This window comes from Streptomyces sp. NPDC028314 (assembly GCF_055565795.1).
In genome coordinates, this window is record NZ_JBVHTP010000001.1 from 78191 (window position 1) to 99085 (window position 20895).

Sequence of the window (20895 nt, forward strand, 5' to 3'; positions counted from 1 at the left end):
TCACAGGAGAGCTCCCATGGCTGACTTGACGCTTGTGCAGGACGTACGACTGAGCCGGCCGGCCGGGATCCGCTCGATACTGCTGGGCGACACGAAGGTGTCGTACGTGCCGGACGGCGAGGTGCGGTTCCGGCCGCTGCCCATGCTCCCGGACACCACCGACGAGGTGTGGGCCGCGCACCCGCAGTACCTGGACGCCACGGGCCACCTCGTGGGGAGCGTCGGCGCTCTGCTGGTGGAGCACGGCGACCGCGCGCTGCTGATCGACGCGGGCTTCGGCCCGCAGACGTACGAGGGGCCGGACGGCCCCCTCAGCAGGATCCACGGAGGCGCCCTCCAGGACAGCCTTGCCGCACTCGGTCGCGACCCCGAGGACATCGAAGCGGTGGCCTTCACCCACCTCCACACCGACCACCTCGGCTGGGCCTGTCACCCGGCACCCGGCGGTGACCGGCCCGTGTTCTCCCGCGCCGACTACCTGATCTCCCAGCCGGAGTGGGACCGGCGCGACCTCCTGGAGGCCGAGGGCATGACCGAGCAGGTCGCGGCCCTCGCGAGGAGCGTGCGGACGATCACGGACGGGCAGGAGATCTTCCCCGGCGTACGCGTCCGGATCACCCTCGGCCACACCGTCGGGCACGCCGAGTACGTCATCACCGGGGGCGGACGGCGCCTGATCGCCTTCGGTGACGCCATGCACTCCCCCATCCAGGTCGACCGCCCCGACTGGTCCTCGGCCTTCGACCACGACCCCGCCTTGACCGCCGGCCACCGCCGCCGCCTCGTCGCCGAGCTGGCGGAACCCGGCACGATCGGCTTCGGCGTCCACTTCGCCGACGTGGTGTTCGGACACGTCCAGCAGGATGGCGACGGCCCCGCCTGGCGGCCCCTGGACGCCTGAGGCCTGACCCGCCGCCGGCAGGGTGCCGCCGGCGCACCGGACCCCGCGGCGGGGAGCGGGACCGGGCTGCGGAGCGCAGCGGGCCGCTCCACAATGGGATGAGGGCACACCGCGCGGCCCATCGGCGGTGCCCGACGGCGCCGGCTGAGAGGAACGCCCTCATGCGCGCTGAGTCCTCGGCGGCGGGGCGGAGGGGGGCCTTCGTTGCGGTCGCGGTCGCGCTGTTCTGCATCCAGCTCGACTTCTTCGCCCTCAATCTCGCCATTCCCGGCATCTCGGCGGAGCTCGGTGTCACGGTTTCGGCCGCGCAGTGGACGCTGTCCGCGTACATGCTCGCCATCGGCTGCTTCTTCATCGTCGGCGGCCGGGTGGGGGACGTCTTCGGGCGGCGCGGCACCCTGCTGGCCGGGACCGCCCTGTTCGCGGTCGGGTCCGTGGGCTGCGCGCTGGCTCCTGGCCTCGGTCCGCTGGTGGTGGCCCGGATCGCACAGGGGGTGGGCGCGGCGTTCGTCTTCCCGGTGTCCGTCTCCGTGATCACCAACACCTTTCCCGGGCAGAGCCGAGCCAGGGCCCTGGGCGCCGTATTCGGCGTCGCCAACATCGGGACCGCGCTCGGGCCCTTCGTGGGCGGCGGGTTGACCGAGGGGCCCGGCTGGCGCTGGATCTTCTGGCTGATGGCGCCGCTGAGCCTGCTGTCCCTGCTCACCGCCCTCGCGTACGTCCCGGACTCGCGCGATACGTCGGTGCCGCGCCAGCTCGATCTCCTCGGCTGCGCCCTGATCGTGTGCGCGCTGGCCACCCTGACGCTGGCCGTGGAGCGCGGAGACGCCTGGGGCTGGGGCAGCGCCCGCACCCTTGCCTGCTTCGCGGTGGCCGTGGTGGCCGGCGGCCTCTTCTGGCTGCGGGAGCGGCTGGCCCGGCACCCACTGGTCGATCTGCGGCTGTTCAGGAACGTCCCGTACGTCCTGGTGACCGGGATGGGCTCGCTCTCGAACATGGGCTACGGCGTCACCGTCTTCCTCGCCACCCTCTACCTCCAGGGCGTACGCGGCCTCTCGCCGCTCCTGGCGGGCACGGTGTTCCTGGCCCCGGCGCTGTTGGTGGCGCTCAGCGGGCCGCTCGGGGCGCGGCTGGCCCCGCACATGCGGCCGACCGCGGTGATGGCGCTGGCCGGGGTCGTCGCCGGCACGGGGATGTACGCGCTGACCGAGGTCACCGCCTGGTGGCTGTACGTGCCGGTGTTCGCGTGGTGCGGCCTGGGCCTGGGTCTGGGCTGGACCTTCTCCAGCGTGGCGACCCAGCAGGTCGTCGCGCCGGCCAGGGCGGGGGAGGCATCGGGCGTACTGCTGACGTTCCTGGTCACGCTGGGTGCGATCGCCCTGGCCGGGACGGCGGCGGCGATCTCGGCCATGACGCCGCAGCGGCCGCCCGAGGAGGCCTACGACGCGATCCTGCGCCTGGGCGCAGTGGTCATCCTCGCGACGGCGGTGGTCGTCATGGCCCTGCGCCACCGGCTCGTGGTCCTCGGCAGGATCCCGCCCCTGGCGAGGCGCACACGCGGTGGCGCCGGGCAGCAGGCCCCGCCCGGGACGGGCGAGCGTCCCTGACCGGACTGTGGGTTGGCTGTGAAGCGACGTTCCGGAGGGGCTCGGGGTGCGGGAGGAGTGACGACAAGTTCTATATTCGTACGAAGCATCCACACGCGGCCCTGCTGCGGTGAGCAGGGGGGACGATAGCGATGGCCGACACCGACGCCGCCGCGGGCACCCGGGCGGAGTCCCGGAGCAGCCGCAAAGTACGCAGGAAGGCGCAGAACCGCAGGCGCCTGGGCATAGGCGTGGCCGTGATCGCCCTGGGCGGGGCCGCCGCCACCGCGTACGCCTTCACGCTGGGCTCCTCGGACACCGGCCAGCGCGACGCGAAGCTCTCGGCACCGGGCGCGGCGGCCGACGGGGCCGCCGCCGCGAAGGGCGCGGAAGAGCCCTGGGACGGCAAGGTCAAGGTCCTGGGAGACGGCTCCACCTCCTACACCGGGCCGCAGCCGGGTCAGCTCAAGCCCGAGCGGCTCAAGCCCGGCGAGAAGCCGCCGCAGTTCGTGGTGTTCTCCTGGGACGGCGCGCTGGAAGGCGACGACCACCTCTTCTCCCACTTCCGCCAGGTGGCCCGGGCGAACAAGGCCCACATGACCTTCTTCCTCACGGGCATCTACCTGCTGCCGGAGAGCAAGAAGACGCTCTACAGCCCGCCCCAGCACGGTCCGGGCGCGGCCGCCATCTCGTACCCGACCGTCCCGCACGTGCAGTCCACTCTCGGCCAACTGCGCGGCGCCTGGACCGACGGCAACGAGATCGGGTCGCACTTCAACGGCCACTTCTGCGGGCCCAAGGGCGGCGGGGACTGGAGCCCCACCGAATGGAAGAGCGAGATAGACCAGACGTACTCCTTCATCAAGAACTGGAAGACCAACACCGGGTTCACCAAGGAGGCGCCCCTGCCCTTCGACCCGGACCGGGAGGTGGTCGGCGGCCGCGCGCCCTGTCTGGAGGGCCAGAAGAACCTCCTGACGGCGATCAAGCCGTACGGCTGGCGCTATGACGCGAGTTCCTCGGGTGACTTCCAGCTGTGGCCGTCCAAGCAGGACGGCATATGGAACTTCCCGCTCCAGCTCGTGCCCCTCCAGGGCAAGGAGCTGCAGGTGCTGTCCATGGACTTCAACTTCCTCTACAACCAGTCGGGCGACAGCACCCAGGGCGACCCGGCGAAGTTCGCGGGGTGGCAGGCGCAGACCCGCGGCTCGTACCTGAACGGCTTCAACCGTGTCTACAACGGCAGCCGGGCGCCGATGTTCATCGGCAACCACTTCGAGGACTGGAACGGCGGCATCTACATGAAGGCCGTCGAGGACGTGATGAAGGACGTCTGCCCGCGCCAGGACGTGCGCTGCGTGTCGTTCCGGGAGCTGGCGGACTGGCTCGACGCCCAGGACCCGAAGGTCCTGGCCCAGCTGCGCACGCTCGACCCGGCGCAGGCGCCGGACTGGACCGCGCTGATCAAGTAGCTGATCAAGTAGCCGGGCCCCGGCGGCGCGCCGCGAGGGCCGCCGGGCGAACCGGGCGGCGCGTGCCGGCCGGCCTACTTCACCGCCTTGATGTAGTTCGACCACAGGTGCAGCGCCCGGTCGCTGCCGGGCGTGTTCGGGGCATCGCCGCCGAGTCCCGCCAGTGGCAGCGGCACCAGGTCGGTCAGCGCCATCCGGTAGACCACGACGGCCGTGGACTCCTGCTCGGTGCTGGCCACGAACCAGCCCGCCGTGTTCGCGGCGGTCGTTCCGGTCTTGCCCGCGGCGCCGGCGTGCGCCTTGGCCACCGCCTTCGCCGACCCCTCGGTGACGGCGGACCGCAGGGCGTCCGTCACCGCGCGGGCGGTCTCGGCCTTCACGACCCGGGTCGGCTTCGGGGCGTCGAGCGGCAGCGCGGCGCCGTTTCGGGTGACGGAGCGCACCGAGTAGGGGTCGGTGTGCATACCGTCGGCGGCGAAGGTCTCGTAGGCGCCGGCCATGCGGATCGCGCTGGGGGTCGAGTTCTCGCCGAGTGCGAACGTGGGGATCCGCGGCCCGAGGCTCGATCCGAGCAGGCCCGAGCGCTCGGCGAACGACTCCACCCGGTCGAGGCCGACATCGAGGCCGAGCTGCACCATGGGGGTGTTGACGGAGTTGGCGACGGCCTGGCGCAAGGTCACCTGACCCCAGTTGCGGCCGCCGTCGTTGCGGCCCTTCACGACCTTGCCGCTGCGGTCCCAGTACGGGCCCTCGGGGGTCTGCACGGTCACCTGGTCATTGCCGTCGTACGGGGTGGACGGGGAGACGGGCGTACGGGCCTTGCCGCGCGTGCGCAGCACCCCTTCCTCCAGCGCGGCGGCGTAGACGAACGGCGTGAACGCCGTGCCGGCGGGGATAGTCGTCGCGTTCGACTCGTTGAAGCCCTGCTTCAGGTAGTCGGGGCCGCCGTACACGGCGAGCAGCCGCCCGTCGGGGGCGACGCTCGCCGCGCCGATCTTGGCGTTCTTGTCCGTATTGGGGCGCCGCTCAGGGTCGAAGTCCTTCTGCGCCTCCTGGACGGCGGCGGTCAGGGCCGTCATGCGGGTCTTGTCGAAGGTCGTGTAGATCTGGTAGCCGCCGAGGTCGAACTCGGCGTCCGGGATGTGGCCGGTCTTGGTCGCGTACGCCTTGGCCAGCTCGACCAGGTAGCCGGTCTGCGCGCCGGGAGTGCCGGGGAGGGACGCGCCCGTGGGCTCGGGGAACCGCGTGTAGGTGGCCCGCTCGGCGCGCGAGAGCCGGCCGGTGTCGACCATGCGGTCCAGGATCCAGGCCCACCGCTCGACGGCCCGGTCGTGGTTCTCCTTGCTGAGGGCGGGGTCGAACAGCCCGGCGCCCTTGAGGAGGGAGGCCAGGAAGGCGCCCTCGCTGGGGTTGAGCTGCGAGACGTCCTTGCCGTAGTAGGCCTGGGCCGCGCGCTGGATGCCGTAGGTGCCGCGCCCGAACCAGCTGGTGTTGAGGTAGTCCTGCAGGATCTGCTTCTTGTCCCTCTGGTTGTCCAGCTTCACGGCGAGCAGGATCTCGGTGAACTTCCGGGACAGGGTGCGGTCCTGGCTCAGGTAGGCGTTCTTCACGTACTGCTGGGTGATGGTGGACCCGCCCTGCGTCTCGCCCCCCGTCACCCCGGCGCGCAGGGCGCGCAGGACACCGGACGGAGAGACCCCGGGATCCGTGTAGAAGCTCGCGTTCTCGGCCGCGAGTACGGCTCCCTGGACTTGGGGGGGCACCTTGTCCAGCGGCATCTCCTGCCGGCTGACCCAGCCGGTGCGGGCCATCGTGGAGCCGTCCGCCCAGTAGAAGACATTGTCCTGTTGCCGGGCGAAAGAGTTGAGATCGTCGGGTATGTCCGTGGTGGCGTACGCGTACGCGACGAAGCCCGTCAGGGCTACGAACGCGTACACGCAGGCACCCAGCCACTGGCGCCACGAGGGAATCCACCGGCGCCAGCCGCTGCGGCCCGGTCTCGGGAAGGCGGGCCGCAGGCGCCGCAGTTGCGTACGCGCCACGGCTGCGGCCGGTGCCAGGGCTCCGAGCCGGCCGGCTCCCGCCCGCGCGAGGGCGCCGAACCGGCCGGCCCCCGACCGGGGGCGGCGGCGCGCCCCGCGCGCGTCCCGGCGGCCCGACCGGGTCTCCCCCGTACCCTCCGTACCCTCCGGAGCCGCGCGCCTGCCCCGTGCTCGCCCTCTTGCAGCCGAATCCTGCCTGCCCACTCCGAATGCCCCCTGTGCCGTGCTTTCCCACACACCCTAGATGCACTTGCTGTGAAGTCGGCCAGGTGGTGGCCGCATCTCGCCGATAGGCTCCGGGCGGGCCGTCCGCGGTGGCGAAACGGAGGCGGAGCGCCCGGCAGGCGGGGCGACGGGGCCTGGTGGCCGTCGGCGAAGCGGAACGCGACGAAAGAGTCGCCCAGTTGTGCGAAGATGCCCTCCCCCGGTTCGTGTGTACCGGGTGACAAGGGGAAACACAGTGATACCTAAGAGGTTCAGGCCCGCCGCCATCGCGGCCCTGACCGTAGCCCTGGCGTCCGGCAGCATGTTCGCGTACTCCGCGAGTGCGGGTACAGGGCCCGAGGCGGCCGATCGTGCCACCTCCGACACTTTTGCCCGCATAGCCGACGATGTGCTGTCCCAGCGCACCCAGGCCCTGGTCGAGGATCAGCCGGCACACCGCAACTCCGGCCAAAACTCCACGAAAACGCGGATGTCGTCCCAGCTGAAGAAGGACGAGGACGCCGCGATCTCGTCGCTGCAGTCGCGCAAATCGCGGCTGGCGGAGCTCGGCGAGGCCTACACGGGCGCCGACACCCGCGTCGCCGTCGACCGTGCCACGGTCACCGGCGGGAAGGCGACCGTCCAGGTCACCGAGCAGACCACGCTCACCTACAAGAAACTGCGCGGGGACGAGCCGGCCACCACCGACTTCCGGACGCGCTACGAGCTGACGCTCACCAGCAAGCGGGGCGGTGGCTGGGAACTGACCTCGATCAAGTCCCAGGACAACGGCCCCGTCGCGATCAACGAGCCGGTGGCAGCCAAGCCGAACGTGGTCAAGGACGACGGCAACCAGTACCCGGACGGCACTCCCGCGTCCACCAAGTACCCCGCCCCGGCCAAGCCCAAGGCGAAGACCGGCGGTACGTACGACTACGCCGCCATGGCGAAGTACGCGGAGAAGTACTGGAGCAACTACAACCCGGCGTACCGCAAGTTCAGCGGAGCCGGGGGTGACTGCACCAACTTCATCAGCCAGGCGCTGAAGGCGGGTGGCTGGAAGGCCGTTCCGGGCTCCACGTCTGACTACCGCAACTGGTGGTACGACGGCGCCCGCCAGTCCGACTCCTGGGTCGGTGCGAACGAGTGGGCGTGGTTCACGCTGTCCAACAAGCGGGCCGCCAACCTGGCCAACGTCTATCAGACGGACGTCGGTGACATCCTGCAGGTGGACTTCAACAAGGACGGGTCCAAGGACCACTCCATGATGGTGACGTACCGCAGCAGCGCAGGCATGCCGTACCTCACCTACCACTCCACCAATACGTACCGGAAGTCCCTCGCGAGCATCATCGCGTCCTACCCGGACGCGGTCTACTTCGCGTACCGCACCTGACGGGTGCCCTTCGGCTCCTCCTGCCGCGGAACCACCGCGGCAGGAGGAGCTGCGGACGCCGGCGTCGCCCGGTGTCGTCGGCCGAAGCGGGTTCAGGGGTGCAGGTAGCCCGTCACGTAACGGCGGGCGGCCTTCTCGCTCGTGCCGAGCGCGACCGCCACCTCCTCCCAGGGGATCTGTGCGATCCGTACCGCGCGCGCCGCGTCCTGGCCGGCACCGGCTACCAGGTACCGCAGGTCGGCCAAGGCCTTCAGGGCCACGAGCGGGCTCTGCACCGCGGCCGCCGAGAGCTGGTCCGTCAGCTGGACCAGCAGCGCGGTGAGGGGTTCGGGCAGCGGAACGGCCCTGTCCCGGATCACGCTCAGGTGGGCGCCGATATCGGCGAGCGGGCCCGTCAGGTCGATGCCGGCCTCCCACAGGGGACCGTCGCCGAGGCGTGCCCAGTCCAGCGGGTAGGTTGCCGGTCCTCGCCAGCCGCACGCGCACGCCCCCCGCAGCACCGCCGCCTTCGGCCGGCCCCGTCGGCCGTCGTAGGCGTGCCAGGCCGTCGAGGACGGGACCTGCGCGCCGCTGCCCACGTCGAAGTGCACCGGGCCCGGTTCGCTTCCGTCGGCCAGCAGGACCCCGACCGCACCCTCGTGCGCCGCCCCGAGCTCGTTCAGCTCCGCGTCCACCACGACACCCCCTCCAGCCCGGCCGGGCCGGCTGCGGCGGCCGGTCCGTCCCTCCAGCCTGCCCTCATCCGGCGCCACGTGTACGGCGATCCACCGAATGCGGTGCACCTCCGGGAAGGCGCCCCCACGCGGGCGGTGGGCTCCTGCTAGCCGGGGAGGCGGAAGCCGTTGAAGAGGTCGTCCATGCCGCGCAGGGCCAGGCGGGCGGGGGTGGCACGGACCGCGAGGTCGCGGGCGGCCACCGCGAGCGGGCTGCGGAGGGCGCCCAGGCGACCGATCCGGCGGGCTCGGACGCGTACGGCGTCGGTGCGGTCCCGGCGGGCGGCGGTGTACGCGGCGAGGGCGGCCGGGACGGGGTCCGTGCCCCCTCCGCCCCCGCCTCCGCTGTCTCCGGCGGGCAGCAGGTGGGCGAGGACCACCGCGTCCTCGATGGCCTGGCAGCCGCCCTGGCCGAGGTTGGGGGCCATGGCGTGGGCGGCGTCGCCGAGCCAGGCGATCCGGCCGTGGTGCAGGCGGGGAAGCGGAGCGGCCAGGTCGTAGAGGTCGTTCCGGAGGACGTCGTCGGGGGCCAGGCGGCCGACGACGTCCAGCAGGGCGGGGATCGGGTCGTGCCACGAGCCGAAGCGGTGCCGGAGTTCGGCGCGGGGGTCGGCCGACCGGGTGCCGGCCGGGACGACCGCGGTGGCGTAGAGGTAGAACCGGCCGTCGCAGAGCGGGGTCACGCCGAACCGCTCGCCCCGCCCCCAGGTCTCGCTCATGTCCGTGATCGGGAGGTCAGGGGCGTCCACGATGGCCCGCCAGGCGGTCTCGCCGATGTAGTGCAGGCCGGGATGCGCGGGGAAGTACGCGCGGCGCAGCGGGCTGTGGATGCCGTCGGCTGCGACGACCAGATCGGCGGGGAGGTCCGCGCCGACGGACGTACGGACGGTCGGGCGGCCCGTGGCGTCGTCGACGGCGGTCACGGCGGTGCCGTAGCGAAGGGCCTCCGGCGGCAGCGCGGCGGCCAGGGCGGCGGTGAAGGCCGGGCGCGGGACGGCGATCGGAGGCAGGCCGTAGCGGGCCGCCATGTCCGCGGTGCCGGTCCGGGTGAGCCACTGGCCGTCGGAGCGGCGCAGACCCATCGTCGTGGGTACGGCGCTGCCGGTCGCGCGGGCCGCGTCGACGCCGATGGCGTCGAGTGCGCGCAGGGCGTTGGGGGCGAGGCCGATGCCGGCGCCGGTGGTGGGGGGTTCGGGGGCACGTTCGCAGACGGTGACGTGCCAGCCGCGGCGGTGCAGTGCGATGGCGGCCGTGAGGCCGCCGATTCCGGCCCCGGCCACCACCGCGTGACGTTTCGGCATGGAACACCTCTTCGGTTCGGTTCAGACCCTCTACATCCGTAGAGCCCTCACTCTACAACTGTAGAGTGAGGGCATGTCCACCCCTGACCGCCGTACCCTCATCGCGGACACCGCGATCGCCACCGTGGCCGCGGCCGGCCTGCGGGGGCTCACGCACCGTGCGATCGACACCGCGGCGGGCCTGCCCGCGGGCAGTACCTCGTACTACTTCCGCACCCGTACGGCCCTGATCGGCGCCTGCTACGCGCGCATCTCGGAACTGGACCTGGACGACGTCGAGTCGGGGCAGCTCGCCTCGCGGGAGGACGTCGCCGCCGCGGTCGGGGCGCTGCTCCACCGCTGGCTGACCACGGGCCGCGAGCGCCAGCTCGCCCGCTACGAGCTCAGCCTCGAGGCCGCGCGCACGCCGGAGTTGGCCTCCGCCCTCCATCAGGCGGGCCTGGCGTCCCGCGCCCGGGCGGCCGCCGTCCTGGCGGCGCTGGGCGCCGCCCGGCCCCGGGAGTCAGCCGAGCTGCTGGTCGCCTGGACCGAAGGCGTGCTCTTCGACCGCCTCGTCGGCGCGCTGGCCCGCACCCGGCCAGCGCCCGACCTGGCGGAACTCACGGCGGTCGCCCGCCGGATGCTGGACGCTGCGCTGACCGCCGGCTAGGGGCGCGGTGCGCCCGCGCGGCCGTCCCGGCTACTTCGGATCGCGGTTGAAGGACGCCTTCGACCAGTAGTAGCCGAGGGCCGAGAGAGCCAGGCACCAGGCGACCGCGATCCACCCGTTGTTGCCGATCCCGCTGCCGAGCAGCAGCCCGCGCAGGGTCTCGATGGCCGGGGTGAACGGCTGGTACTCGGCGATCGGCTGGAACCAGCCCGGCATCGCGTCGATCGGGACGAAGGCGCTCGAGATGAGCGGCAGGACGATCAGCGGCAGCGCGTTGTTGCTGGCCGCCTCGGCGTTCGGGCTGACCATGCCCATCCCGACGGCGATCCAGGTGAGCGCCAGGGCGACGAGCACCAGCAGCCCGAAGGCCGCCAGCCATTCCAGGGCCGTGGCATCCGTGGACCGGAAGCCGATGGCCACGGCGACGGCGCCCACGAGGACCACGCTGACGACCGACTGCAGCACGCTCCCGACGACGTGCCCGATGAGCACCGACCCGCGGTGGATCGCCATTGTGCGGAAGCGGGCGATGATGCCCTCGGTCATGTCGTTGGAGACGGACACCGCGGTCCCGACCACGGTGCCGCCGATGGTCATCAGCACGATGCCCGGCACGACGTAGGCGATGTACTGGGAGCGATCGGCGCCGCCGCCGCCGATGCCCGCGCTCATCACGTCGCCGAAGACGTAGACGAAGAGCAGCAGCAGGACGATCGGCGTGAGCAGGAGGTTCAGGGTGAGGGACGGATAGCGCCGCGCGTGCAGCAGGTTGCGGCGCAGCATGGTGTTCGAGTCGCGGAAGGCGAGGGACAGGGAGCTCATCGGAGGTCCTCCTTGCGCTGGTCGGTGCTGCCGGTCAGGGCGAAGAACACGTCGTCGAGGTCGGGGGTGTGCACGGTCAGCTCGTCCGCCTCGATGCCGGCGGAGTCCAGCCAGTCGAGGATGGAGCGCAGCTCGCGCTGGCTGCCGTCGCTGGGGATCTGCAGCGCCAGGGCCTCGTGGTCCCGGGTGACCTCGCGCAGCGCGGAGGCCGCGCCGCGGTAGGCGGCCGGGTCGGAGAAGCGGAGCCGGACGTGCCCGCCGGGGATCAGCCGCTTCAGCTCCTCCGCGGTGCCCTCGGCCGCGATCTTGCCGTCGTTGAGCACGGCGATACGGTCGGCGAGCTGGTCGGCCTCCTCCAGGTACTGCGTGGTGAGGAAGACGGTGACGCCGTCGGAGACCAGCTCGCGGATGATCTGCCACATGTTGTGGCGGCTGCGCGGGTCGAGGCCGGTGGTGGGCTCGTCGAGGAAGATGATCCGCGGGCCTCCGACCAGGGTCATGGCGAGGTCGAGGCGGCGCTTCATGCCGCCGGAGTAGGTGGACGCCGGCCTCGATGCGGCCTCGGTGAGATCGAAGCGCTCCAGCAGTTCGGCGGCGGTGCGGCGGCCCTCGCGCTTGGACAGGTGGTGCAAGTCCGCCATGAGGAGCATGTTCTCCTCGCCGGTGATCAGCCCGTCGACGGCGGAGAACTGACCGGTGACACCGATCGCGGCGCGCACGGCCTGCGGGGCGGTGGCGATGTCGTGGCCCGCGACCTCGGCCTGGCCGCTGTCGGCGGCGATGAGCGTGGAAAGGATCTGCACGGTGGTGGTCTTGCCGGCGCCGTTGGGCCCGAGCAGGGCGAACACGGATCCGGCCGGGATGTTCAGATCGATGCCGTCGAGGACGGTCTTCTCGCCGTACGACTTGCGCAGAGCGAGGGCGGAGACGGCGGCGTGCGACCGCGGACGGTCGCCCTGCCTTGGCGTGGGCATGACAGAAGAAGGCATGGAGCCCTCCGTTCGAAGGCTGAAGGGGCTGGGAGCAGTGGGCGAGTTCGTGGGGCCGGTGTTCAGGCCCGGGCGCGGCGCACGTCGATGTTGCCGTGGCGGGTCCGGGCGCGGACCTCGACGGTGTCCTCGGTCTCCTCCGGCGCCGCTGAGGCGGTCAGCGTGTTGCGTACCTGCCCGTGGTCGGAGTTGACGTCGAGCCAGGCGGCGGTGCCCTCGCGGATGCCGATCTCGATGGCGCCGTAGGACGTCTCCAACTGGACGGTGCCGCGCGCCACTTCGGCGACGCGCAGAGTGCCGTGCGCGGTGGTGGCGGCGACCGAGCCCTCGGCGCGCGCGATGTCGATGTCGCCGTTGGCGCCGCTCACCCGCAGGTCGCCGGTCGCGGCGCCGACGGTCGTGGTGCCGTGCGAGTTCTTCAGGACGGCGGGGCCGGCGACAGTGCCGACGCGCAGGCTGCCGGAGCTGGTGCTGATCTCGGCCATGCCTTCGATCCGGTCGACGGTGATCGAGCCGTGGGAGGCGGTCAGCTGGAGCGGGCCGGTGGTGTCGAGGCGGACGTCGCCGGACGAGGTCTTCACGCGCACCTCACCGAGGCGTCCCTCGCCGAACACCTGGGCCCAGGCGCCGGTCATGTCGACGCGTGAACCCGTCGGCAGTTCGACGGTCACGTCGACGGTGCCGGTGCGCCCCAAGAGGTAGCGCTGCTTGGGCGTCCTGACGGTCAGGACACCGCTCGCGTACGTGACCTCGGTCTGGTCGGCCGACCGCACGTCCTGGTCCCGCTTCGGGTCGCGGGGCAGCACCTCGACGACCGTGTCGAGGCGGTCGCCCGCGATGAAGCGGATGGAACCGGCGTCCACGTGGGCGGTGGCCGAAATCGGTTCGGGAGTGTCGAAAGAAGGCATGGCTGTACCGTCCTCATGAGTCCTGGGGTCGTCCCCGCTGGTGGGACGTGGTGTGGATGAAGTGGGGCGGTGCGGGCGCGGCTAGCGCACCCAGCCCGTGAAGTTCTGTCCGATGGTGCGCGTTCTCTCCGGCGTACGCGGCGCGCCACCGCCGTCGACCGCGGCCGACACGGCCCGGACCAGCCACGCGTTGACCGACAGGCCCTCGCGGCTCGCGGCCTCCTCGGCGCGCGCCTTGAGGTGGGCCGGCAGACGCAGATTGACGCGGGCGGTGCCGCCCTCGTCGCCGTCGGCGGGCGCCTGCGCCTTGACCGGTTCGACGGGCGCGGCCGGCTCCGCGGGGCCGCCGTGGGAGGGCGGCAGCATCACCACGAAGTTGGGGTCGAGCCCGCGCAGACGTACGTCGACCGAGCCGGGGGCGAGCTCGCGGGTGACCTCGTCCATCGCGGCGGAGAGCACATTGAGCAGGGTCAGACGAGTCGCCGACTCCAGCGGCGCGGTGAGCCGCTCGGCCAGCTCGCGGGCGTCCTGCCCGCCTGCTTCGGCAGCCACCGCGAGTTCGCGGCGGAGGGTGTCGACATACGGGGTGAGGTCCATGACGCCATGATGGCACCATCATGGCGCCATCTGCAAGGCTTGCGAGACCAAGAGGAGCGCAGGTTTCGCACACACCTGCTCTGACCTGCGGAGATACAGGGAAGCCAATCCGGTCCATTGTGACGCCACGCGTATTCATGGGCTGCTTGGTGCGCGCAATGGCACCGAGTGGCGCCGAACGGTGCCACTCGGTGGAGACTGGGGGCATGAACCCAGCCGCAGAGCTGCCGTCGGCCGACGAAGCGTGGTCGCGGCACGCGTGGCGGGAGGTGTTCGCCGTCCTGTCGGAGGCCGACCGGCACCAGCCGCTCGATCCCGACGGCCTCGAGCGGCTCGCCCTCGCCGCGCACCTGATCGGCAAGGCTCCCGAGAGCGCCGACCTGTGGACGAGGGCCCACCATGCGTGGCTGACCCGGGGTGACGTGCCGCGGGCCGTCCGCTGCGTGTTCTGGCTGGGGCTGGACCTGGTGCTCAGCGGCGAATGGTCCCGTGGCGCCGGCTGGATGGCACGGGCGCAGCGGCTCCTCGATGCCGCGCAGCCCGCCTGTGTCGAGCAGGGGTACCTCCTGGCGCTGAGGGGGCTCCGGAGTTATCTCGCGGGGGACACGGCGGACGCCCGGGCCGTGGCCGAGCGGGCGCTGGCGATCGCGACGCGGTTCGGGGATCCGGACCTGATGACCTTCGCCATGGTCTGCATCGGCGAGAGCCTGATCCGGCTCGGGCGGGCCGGGGAAGGGGTCCAGCTGCTCGACGAGGCCATGGTCGCGGTGACGGCGGGCGAGGTGTCCCCCGTCGTGTCCGGGCTCGCCTACTGCGCGGTGATCTCGGCCTGCCATGAGGCCTTCGACCTGCGCCGGGCCCGGGAGTGGACGGCCGAGCTGTCCCGGTGGTGCTCCGCGCAGCAGGAGCTGGTGCCCTACCGCGGCATCTGCCTGGCCCATCGCGTCGAGATCATGCGGCTGCACGGGGACTGGGCGGACGCCCTGGAGGAGGCGAACCGCGCGTGCCGGTGGATGCGCTCGGAGCCCGCCTCGGAGTCCGCCGACGCCGCCTACTACCAGCTCGGCGAGCTCCATCGGATGCGCGGGGAGTACGAGGAGGCGGAGCTGGCCTACCGGGAGGCCAGCAGACGGGGGCACAGCGCGCAGCCGGGCGTGGCGCTGTCGCTGCTCGCGACCGGGGACACGGGGGCCGCCGAACGCGCGATCCGCACCGCACTCGAAGCGGCCGGCGACCGAAGCCTGCGGTACCGGATCCTGCCGGCGTACGTGGAGGTCATGCTGGCCGTCGACCGGATCGAGGACGCGCGGACCGCCGCGGAGGAACTGGCCGTGGCCGCCGAGGCCCTGGACTCCCCCTTGCTGGCCGCGGTCGGCGGTCAGGCGGAGGGCGCGGTGCTCCTGGCCGCCGGTGAGGCGCGCAGCGCCCAGGCGGCGCTCGGCCATGCTGCGGCCATGTTCCGCGACCTCGACGCACCGTACGAAGCCGCCCGGACCCGCCTGCTCATCGGCCTGTCGTGCCGGGAGACCGGTGACGAGATCACCGCGCAGCTGGAGATCGAGGCCGCCGAGTCGGTCTTCCGGGAGCTGGGGGCCGCACCGGACCTCCTGCGCGCCGAGGAACTCGCGCTCAAGGCCACGACCCGGGCGGCGGGACTGCTCACGGCCCGTGAGCTGGAGGTGCTGCGCCACGTGGCGGTGGGGAAGTCGAACCGGGCCGTGGCGGACGACCTCTTCCTGAGCGAGAAGACCGTTGCCCGTCACCTCAGCAACATCTTCACCAAGCTCGGAGTGTCATCGCGTTCGGCGGCCACGGCGTACGCCCACAAGCACGGCCTCGTCTGACGGCCGGGAAGAACTACCCACGTGCAGGAGTGGACGTTCTGGGGACGCGGCGGCCCGCTCGCGCCGCCTAGCGTTTCACCGTACGAACTCTCGACCGGAGGGGCTCCCCCTTCGCCGCCGAACGACCGGCAGGTGATCGTCATGACGAACCGGAACTACGACGCCATCGTGGTCGGGGCACGGTGCGCCGGCGCGCCGACCGCGATGCTCCTGGCCCGCCGGGGCTACCGGGTGCTCGCGGTCGACAGGGCGAGGTTCCCGAGCGACACGGTGTCCACCCATCTCGTCCACCCGCCCGGCCTCGCTGCACTGGACAGGTGGGGACTGCTCCCCCAGGTGGTCGCGAGCGGCTGTCCGCCGATCGACACCTACTGCTTCGACTTCGGGCCCTTCACCATCGAGGGCTCACCGGCCGGCGCCGGGTTCCGGGCCTCGTACGCCCCGCGACGTACGGTCCTGGACAAGATCCTCGTCGACGCCGCCCGGGAGTCCGGGGCGGAGGTGCGGGAGGGCTTCACCGTCGAGGACCTCGTGATCGACGGCGATGCCGTGACGGGGATCAGGGGACACGGCGCCGACGGGAGCGGCGTCACGGAGTACGCCCGCGTCGTCGTCGGCGCGGACGGGATCCATTCGCTCGTCGCGAAGGCCGTCGGCGCCGTGGCGTACGCCGAGAAGCCGAAGCTCCAGTGCAGCTACTACTCCTACTGGACGGGACTGCCCATGAACGGCCGGTTCGAGACCTACGTCCGGCCCGACCGGGCCTTTGCCGCGTGGCCCACCAACGACGACCGGACCGTGGTCATCTGCGGCCTGCCGATGCGCGACTTCGAGGCCAACCGGTCGGACATCGAGGCCGGCTACCTGGCCACCATGGCGTTGGTTCCCTCGTTCGCCGAACGGCTCGCGTCGGCCACCCGCGTGGAACGCCTCGTGGGAATGGCGGTCCCCAACCACTTCCGCAGACCGTACGGCCCCGGCTGGGCGCTGGTCGGAGATGCCGGCTACCTCAAGGACTTCATCACCGCACAGGGCATCCAGGACGCCTTCCGCGACGCGGAACTCTGTGCGCGGGCCCTCGACCAGACCTTCACCGGCAGGCGGAGCTTCGACAGCGCCATGAAGGACGCCCAGGAGGACAGGGACGGACAGGTCATGCCGATGTACGAGTTCACCGCCGAGCTCGCCGCACTGGACCCGCCCCCACCCGAGATGCAACAGCTGCTCGGTGCGGTATCGCGCAGCCGTCCGGCCATGGACGGGTTCGCCAGGGTGGCGGCGGGGGTCACCTCGCCCGCGGAGTTCTTCTCGGACGAGAACCTGGAACGGCTCCTGGGCGGAGCGTTCAGCGGTGCAGCCGGCCCATCCAGTCCTGCGGAAGCCGGTCGGCCGGTCCCGGCACCGACTGGTCCGCCGGGTGGGAGTCCGGTGGTGTGAGGCCGGGGCCGGACTCGTACAGCTCGTCGGTGTCGTAGTTCCAGAACCACTCCTCGCCCGGCTCGAAGCTCTGCACCAGGGGATGACCGCTGGACTTCCAGTGGGCGGTGGCGTGCTGGGCGGGCGAGGAGTCGCAGCAGCCGATGTGGCCGCACTGGGCACAGCGTCGCAGGTGGAACCACCAGCCGCCCACCGCGTCGCAGTCGCCGCAGCCGGTGCCGCTGGGCGGGACGCTCGGGTCGATTCCGTTGATGTCGGTCATACGGGCTCCTCGGTCTCGGTCTCCGGAACGGTCTCGGTCTCGGTCTCGGTCTCGGTCTCGGCGGCGCTCTCGGTCTCCGGGGCGGTCAGCGGCAGCAGCACCTGGAAGCGTGTGTCGCCCGGCGAGGACTCGACCTGGAGGCTGCCGTGGTGCTTGTTGACGACGATCCGCCAGGAGATGTCCAGGCCGAGGCCGGTGCCCTCGCCGACCGGCTTGGTGGTGAAGAAGGGATCGAAGATGCGGCTGCGGATGTCCGCCGGGACGCCTGGCCCGGTGTCGCGGAACTCCACCAGCAGCCGGTCCCCCTCCCGTGCCGTGCGGACCGTCAGCGTGCCCTCGCCGCCGGTGCTCCCGATGGCGAAGACGGCGTTGTCGATGAGGTTGGTCCACACCTGGTTGAGCTCCGCCGGGTAGGCGGGCACGTCCGGCAGGGAGCGGTCGTAGTCCTTGACCAGCCGGATCCGGGAGCCGATCTTCCCGGACAGCATCAGCAGGGTGCTGTCGAGGAGTTCGTGGACGTCGACGACCCGGTGCGGGGCGCGGTCGAGCTGCGAGTACTGCTTGGCGGCGTCCACGAGGTGGGAGATGCGGTTGGTGGAGTCGTCGATCTCGTCCATCAGCAGCTCGGTCTCGACCGTGTAGTTGAGCCAGCCGATCGCCCCCGGCAGGATGTCCTCGGCCACGGACGCCGCGACCTGCTCCAGCCAGTCCACGTCCAGCCCGGCCTGCACGAACGTCGGCGCGATCCGCCAGCCCTCCAGGATGCCGTGGTCGTCGAGCCAGTCGGCGAGCTCGTCCTCGCGGTCGGACGCTTCCAGAGGGCTCAGCGCCGGCGCCTTCGCGACGCGTTCGACGGTGCGTTCCTGGATCTCGATGAGGTCGGCGATCGCCTCGCGGGAGTAGTCGCCCTGGGCGATGACGGCCAGCTTGTGCCGCATCTTGCCGACCCGTTCCCGCAGGGTCGCGGTGGCCCGGACGGCTGCCGCGGCCGGGTTGTTGAGCTCGTGGGTGAGCCCGGCGGACAACGAGCCGAGGGCGAGGAGCCGTTCACGCTGGCCGATGGCCCGCTGGGTGTTCCTGGAGCCGAAGAACAGCCCTTCCAGCAGGTGGGCGGCCATCGGGAACCATTCCCGCATGACGTCCGCGAACGACTGCGCGGGCAGGACGAAGAACCGCGTCGGCTCGGCCACCCGCATCGAGTTGGTGTACACCTGCGGCACCCGGTCGCCGAGGTACGCCTGCATGGCCCCGGAGTACACCCCTCGCTGGGAGGTGCGGCTCACCTCCACGTCGTCGCCGCCGACCCGGCGGGACAGCACGACGGTGCCCTCGATCATCACGTAGAAGCAGGTGGCCGGGTCGCCCTCGGTGTACACCGGACCGGCTTCGAACCGCTCCACCCGCCCCTCGGCGCACAGCCGCCCGAGCTGCTCCGTGGAGAGCTTCTCGAACAGGAACAGCGAGGCGATCTCGTGCGGGCTGCAGGGCATGGGCTGCCCGCTCATGACTGCTCCAGGTAGCGGTGGACGAGCATCACGGCCATGGCTCCCTCTCCGACGGCGGACGCGACGCGCTTCGCGGACTGGGCGCGCGCGTCGCCCGCCACGAACACGCCGGGAATGTTGGTCTCCAGGTGGTAGGGCGGCCTGTCCAGTTCCCACTCGGCAGGCGGACGCCCGTCGGGGGTGAGGTCCGGTCCGGCCAGGATGAAGCCGCGCTCGTCGCGCAGCACCGTGCCGTCCAGCCAGTCGGTCAGCGGGGCCGCACCGATGAAGACGAACATCCACTGGGCGTCGACGAGTTCGGTCGATCCGCTGTCCACGTCGCGCAGTGTCAGCTGCTCCAGGTGCCCGTCACCGTGCGCTGCCTCCACCACGGTCCGGGTTCGCACCGTGATGTTCGGTGCCTCCTGGATCTGCTGGATCAGGTAGTACGACATCGACGCCCTCAGGGACTCCCCGCGCACCAGCAGGGTCACCGACTTCGCGCCCCGGGCCAGGTACATCGCCGCCTGCCCGGCGGAGTTGGCGCCGCCCACGATGTACACGTCCTGCCCCTGACAGGAAGCCGCCTCGGTGAGCGAGGAGCCGTAGTACACCCCACAGCCCGTCAGGTCGTCGCAGCCCGGTGCGTGGAGCTGCCGGTACGACACGCCGGTCGCCAGGATGACGCTGTGCGCGGCGACCGTCGTGCCGTCGGAGAAGCGGACGACGCGCGCCGCACCGCTGACCTCCAGCCCCGTGACCTCGCGCGCGGTGAGGATCTCGGCGCCGAACCTGCCGGCCTGGCGGCGGGCGCGGTCCGTGAGCTGTGCGCCCGATACGCCGTCCGGGAAGCCGAGGTAGTTCTCGATGCGGGAGCTCTGGCCGGCCTGCCCGCCGGTCGCCGACCGCTCGACCAGTACGGTCCGCAGCCCCTCGGAGGCCCCGTACACGGCCGAGCCGAGCCCGGCCGGGCCTCCGCCGATCACGACGAGGTCGTAGAAGTCGGCGGTCGGCGTCGTCGCGAGGCCCACGTGGGCGGCCAGGTCGGGCGCCTCCGGCTCGATGAGCACGGTGCCCTCCGGAGTGATCACCAGGGGCAGCCGTTGTCCGTCGGTCCCGGCGGCCTCCAGCAGCCGCTGTCCCTCGGGTTCGTCGGAGGAGTACCAGCGGTACGGCACCTGGTTGCGGGCCAGGAACTCCCGCACGTCGGAGGAGCGCGCCGACCAGCGGTGCCCTACCACCTTGGTGGCGGGCACGGGCCGGTAGTCGCTGGCGCGCCAGGCCGTGAGCAGGTCGTCCACGACCGGGTAGAGCTTCTCCTCGGGCGGGTCCCACGGCTTGAGCAGGTAGTGGTCGAGGTCGACGACGTTGATCGCGTCGATCGCCGCGTTGGTGTCGGCGTACGCGGTCAGCAGCACGCGCCGCGCGCCCGGGTACACGTTCAGGGCCTGTTCGAGGAACTCGATGCCGTTCATCTGCGGCATCCGGTAGTCGGCCAGGATCACCGCCACCAGGTCGCCCCGCAGCTTGAGCTCGCGCAGCGCCTCCAGCGCGGACTCGCCGGACTCGGCGCGCACGATCCGGTACGTGGCCCCGTAGCGGCGCCGCAGGTCACGGGCGATCGCGCGGGATACTCCCGGGTCGTCGTCCACGGTCAGGATGACGGTCCGCGCTGCGTCGGCGGCCTGTGCCATACGTCTCCACCCCGAGTGGTCTGGGCGGGCGGCACGGCGAGCCGCCCGCGCCGGTTCCCGCCCATCGTATGTTCGATCGTCCGGGATCGCTCCGGGACGCCGCAGACCGGGCGCTCTGGGTACAGGCCGGGTCGCGCGGGGTCGACAGGACGCCCGTCAGCCCTGCCGCGACCGGAGCACGCAGAACTCGTTGCCCTCGGGATCGGCCAGTACCACCCACGACTGCTCGCCCTGCCCCACGTCGGCCCGGCGCGCCCCGAGGGACAGCAGACGGTCGACCTCCGCGCGCTGGTCGTCCGGCCGGAAGTCCAGGTGGAGACGGTTCTTCGCCGTCTTGCCGTCCGGGACCGGCTCGAAGATCAGGCCCGGGATCCGGTCAGCCTCCGGTCGGATCTCGAACTCGTCGGGCGCGTCGTTCAGCACGACCCAGCCGAGGGCCTCGGCCCACCAGCGTCCCAGCGCGACGGGGTCGGCCGCGTCGACGACCACCTGTTCCCATTCCAAGCTCATGACGGGCAGCGTAGTGGTGAAAGGAGCCCGGCATCCGGTCACGGGCTGCCCGGACCGGCCGAGGGCGTGCGGCTGCCGCTCGGT

18 protein-coding genes are annotated in these 20895 nt (G+C 71.8%); 7 read left to right on the forward strand and 11 right to left on the reverse strand.

The window, feature by feature from the left end:
- Positions 1–16 precede the first annotated feature (16 nt).
- The 3 genes from ACZ4TG_RS00395 (at position 17) to ACZ4TG_RS00405 (ending at position 3959) form a co-directional block, all read left to right on the forward strand.
- Entirely contained in the window at positions 17–901 is an 885-nt protein-coding gene (locus tag ACZ4TG_RS00395; protein WP_468159021.1) for an MBL fold metallo-hydrolase, read from the forward strand.
- Positions 902–1062: 161 nt separating this feature from the next.
- Positions 1063–2508 (forward strand): MFS transporter, encoded by a 1446-nt coding sequence (locus ACZ4TG_RS00400; RefSeq protein WP_468159022.1) that lies wholly within the window; start codon positions 1063–1065, stop codon positions 2506–2508.
- 131 nt (positions 2509–2639) lie between these two features.
- On the forward strand, positions 2640–3959 hold the full coding sequence (locus ACZ4TG_RS00405; protein ID WP_468159024.1) for a polysaccharide deacetylase family protein: 1320 nt from the start codon (positions 2640–2642) through the stop codon (positions 3957–3959).
- Between the two features lie 74 nt (positions 3960–4033).
- On the opposite strand, the gene ACZ4TG_RS00410 is transcribed toward ACZ4TG_RS00405, so the two are convergent.
- On the reverse strand, positions 4034–5896 hold the full coding sequence (locus ACZ4TG_RS00410) for a transglycosylase domain-containing protein (RefSeq protein WP_468159025.1): 1863 nt from the start codon (positions 5894–5896) through the stop codon (positions 4034–4036).
- 799 nt (positions 5897–6695) lie between these two features.
- On the opposite strand from ACZ4TG_RS00410, the gene ACZ4TG_RS00415 reads away from it, so the two are divergent.
- Positions 6696–7601 (forward strand): amidase domain-containing protein, encoded by a 906-nt coding sequence (locus ACZ4TG_RS00415; RefSeq protein ID WP_468159026.1) that lies wholly within the window; start codon positions 6696–6698, stop codon positions 7599–7601.
- A 92-nt stretch (positions 7602–7693) separates the two neighbouring features.
- On the opposite strand, the gene ACZ4TG_RS00420 is transcribed toward ACZ4TG_RS00415, so the two are convergent.
- Positions 7694–8278, reverse strand: coding sequence for a hypothetical protein (locus ACZ4TG_RS00420; protein ID WP_468159027.1), 585 nt, complete (start codon positions 8276–8278; stop codon positions 7694–7696).
- A 143-nt stretch (positions 8279–8421) separates the two neighbouring features.
- Positions 8422–9615: an FAD-dependent monooxygenase gene (locus tag ACZ4TG_RS00425; RefSeq protein ID WP_468159029.1), complete on the reverse strand. Its 1194-nt coding sequence runs from the start codon at positions 9613–9615 to the stop codon at positions 8422–8424.
- A 73-nt stretch (positions 9616–9688) separates the two neighbouring features.
- Here ACZ4TG_RS00425 and ACZ4TG_RS00430 point away from each other — a divergent pair, with 73 nt between their 5' ends.
- Positions 9689–10264 carry a TetR/AcrR family transcriptional regulator gene (locus tag ACZ4TG_RS00430; RefSeq protein ID WP_468159030.1) on the forward strand — a complete coding sequence of 192 codons (576 nt, stop codon included), beginning with the start codon at positions 9689–9691 and terminating at the stop codon, positions 10262–10264.
- 30 nt (positions 10265–10294) lie between these two features.
- On the opposite strand, the gene ACZ4TG_RS00435 is transcribed toward ACZ4TG_RS00430, so the two are convergent.
- The 4 genes from ACZ4TG_RS00435 to ACZ4TG_RS00450 form a co-directional block, all read right to left on the reverse strand.
- A complete protein-coding gene (locus ACZ4TG_RS00435) occupies positions 10295–11086 on the reverse strand; it encodes an ABC transporter permease (protein WP_468159031.1) in 792 nt (263 codons plus the stop codon).
- On the reverse strand, positions 11083–12060 hold the full coding sequence (locus tag ACZ4TG_RS00440; protein WP_468159033.1) for an ATP-binding cassette domain-containing protein: 978 nt from the start codon (positions 12058–12060) through the stop codon (positions 11083–11085). Before ACZ4TG_RS00440 ends, ACZ4TG_RS00435 begins: the two co-directional genes overlap by 4 nt.
- A 77-nt stretch (positions 12061–12137) precedes the next feature.
- Positions 12138–12983 (reverse strand): DUF4097 family beta strand repeat-containing protein, encoded by an 846-nt coding sequence (locus ACZ4TG_RS00445; RefSeq protein ID WP_468159035.1) that lies wholly within the window; start codon positions 12981–12983, stop codon positions 12138–12140.
- Positions 12984–13064: 81 nt separating this feature from the next.
- Entirely contained in the window at positions 13065–13580 is a 516-nt protein-coding gene (locus ACZ4TG_RS00450; protein ID WP_468159037.1) for a toxin-antitoxin system HicB family antitoxin, read from the reverse strand.
- A 206-nt stretch (positions 13581–13786) separates the two neighbouring features.
- Between ACZ4TG_RS00450 and ACZ4TG_RS00455 the strand changes: the two genes are divergently transcribed.
- Positions 13787–15424: a LuxR C-terminal-related transcriptional regulator gene (locus ACZ4TG_RS00455; RefSeq protein WP_468159038.1), complete on the forward strand. Its 1638-nt coding sequence runs from the start codon at positions 13787–13789 to the stop codon at positions 15422–15424.
- A 141-nt stretch (positions 15425–15565) separates the two neighbouring features.
- On the forward strand, positions 15566–16861 hold the full coding sequence (locus ACZ4TG_RS00460; protein WP_468159040.1) for an NAD(P)/FAD-dependent oxidoreductase: 1296 nt from the start codon (positions 15566–15568) through the stop codon (positions 16859–16861).
- On the opposite strand, the gene ACZ4TG_RS00465 is transcribed toward ACZ4TG_RS00460, so the two are convergent.
- The 4 genes from ACZ4TG_RS00465 to ACZ4TG_RS00480 all read right to left on the reverse strand — a co-directional run bounded on the left by ACZ4TG_RS00465 (position 16770) and on the right by ACZ4TG_RS00480 (position 20811).
- Positions 16770–17123, reverse strand: a complete 354-nt coding sequence (locus ACZ4TG_RS00465; RefSeq protein WP_468159041.1) for a UBP-type zinc finger domain-containing protein — start codon at positions 17121–17123, stop codon at positions 16770–16772. The genes ACZ4TG_RS00460 and ACZ4TG_RS00465 overlap by 92 nt on opposite strands.
- The gene (locus tag ACZ4TG_RS00470; protein ID WP_468159042.1) at positions 17120–18628 is read right to left on the reverse strand and encodes an ATP-binding protein; all 1509 of its coding nucleotides are present in this window, start codon (positions 18626–18628) and stop codon (positions 17120–17122) included. Before ACZ4TG_RS00470 ends, ACZ4TG_RS00465 begins: the two co-directional genes overlap by 4 nt.
- Positions 18625–20301 (reverse strand): NAD(P)/FAD-dependent oxidoreductase, encoded by a 1677-nt coding sequence (locus ACZ4TG_RS00475; RefSeq protein WP_468159044.1) that lies wholly within the window; start codon positions 20299–20301, stop codon positions 18625–18627. The genes ACZ4TG_RS00470 and ACZ4TG_RS00475 overlap by 4 nt, the downstream gene beginning before the upstream one ends.
- 156 nt (positions 20302–20457) lie before the next feature.
- Complete coding sequence (locus ACZ4TG_RS00480) at positions 20458–20811, reverse strand: VOC family protein (protein ID WP_468159045.1); 354 nt, start codon at positions 20809–20811, stop codon at positions 20458–20460.
- Positions 20812–20895: the final 84 nt, after the last annotated feature.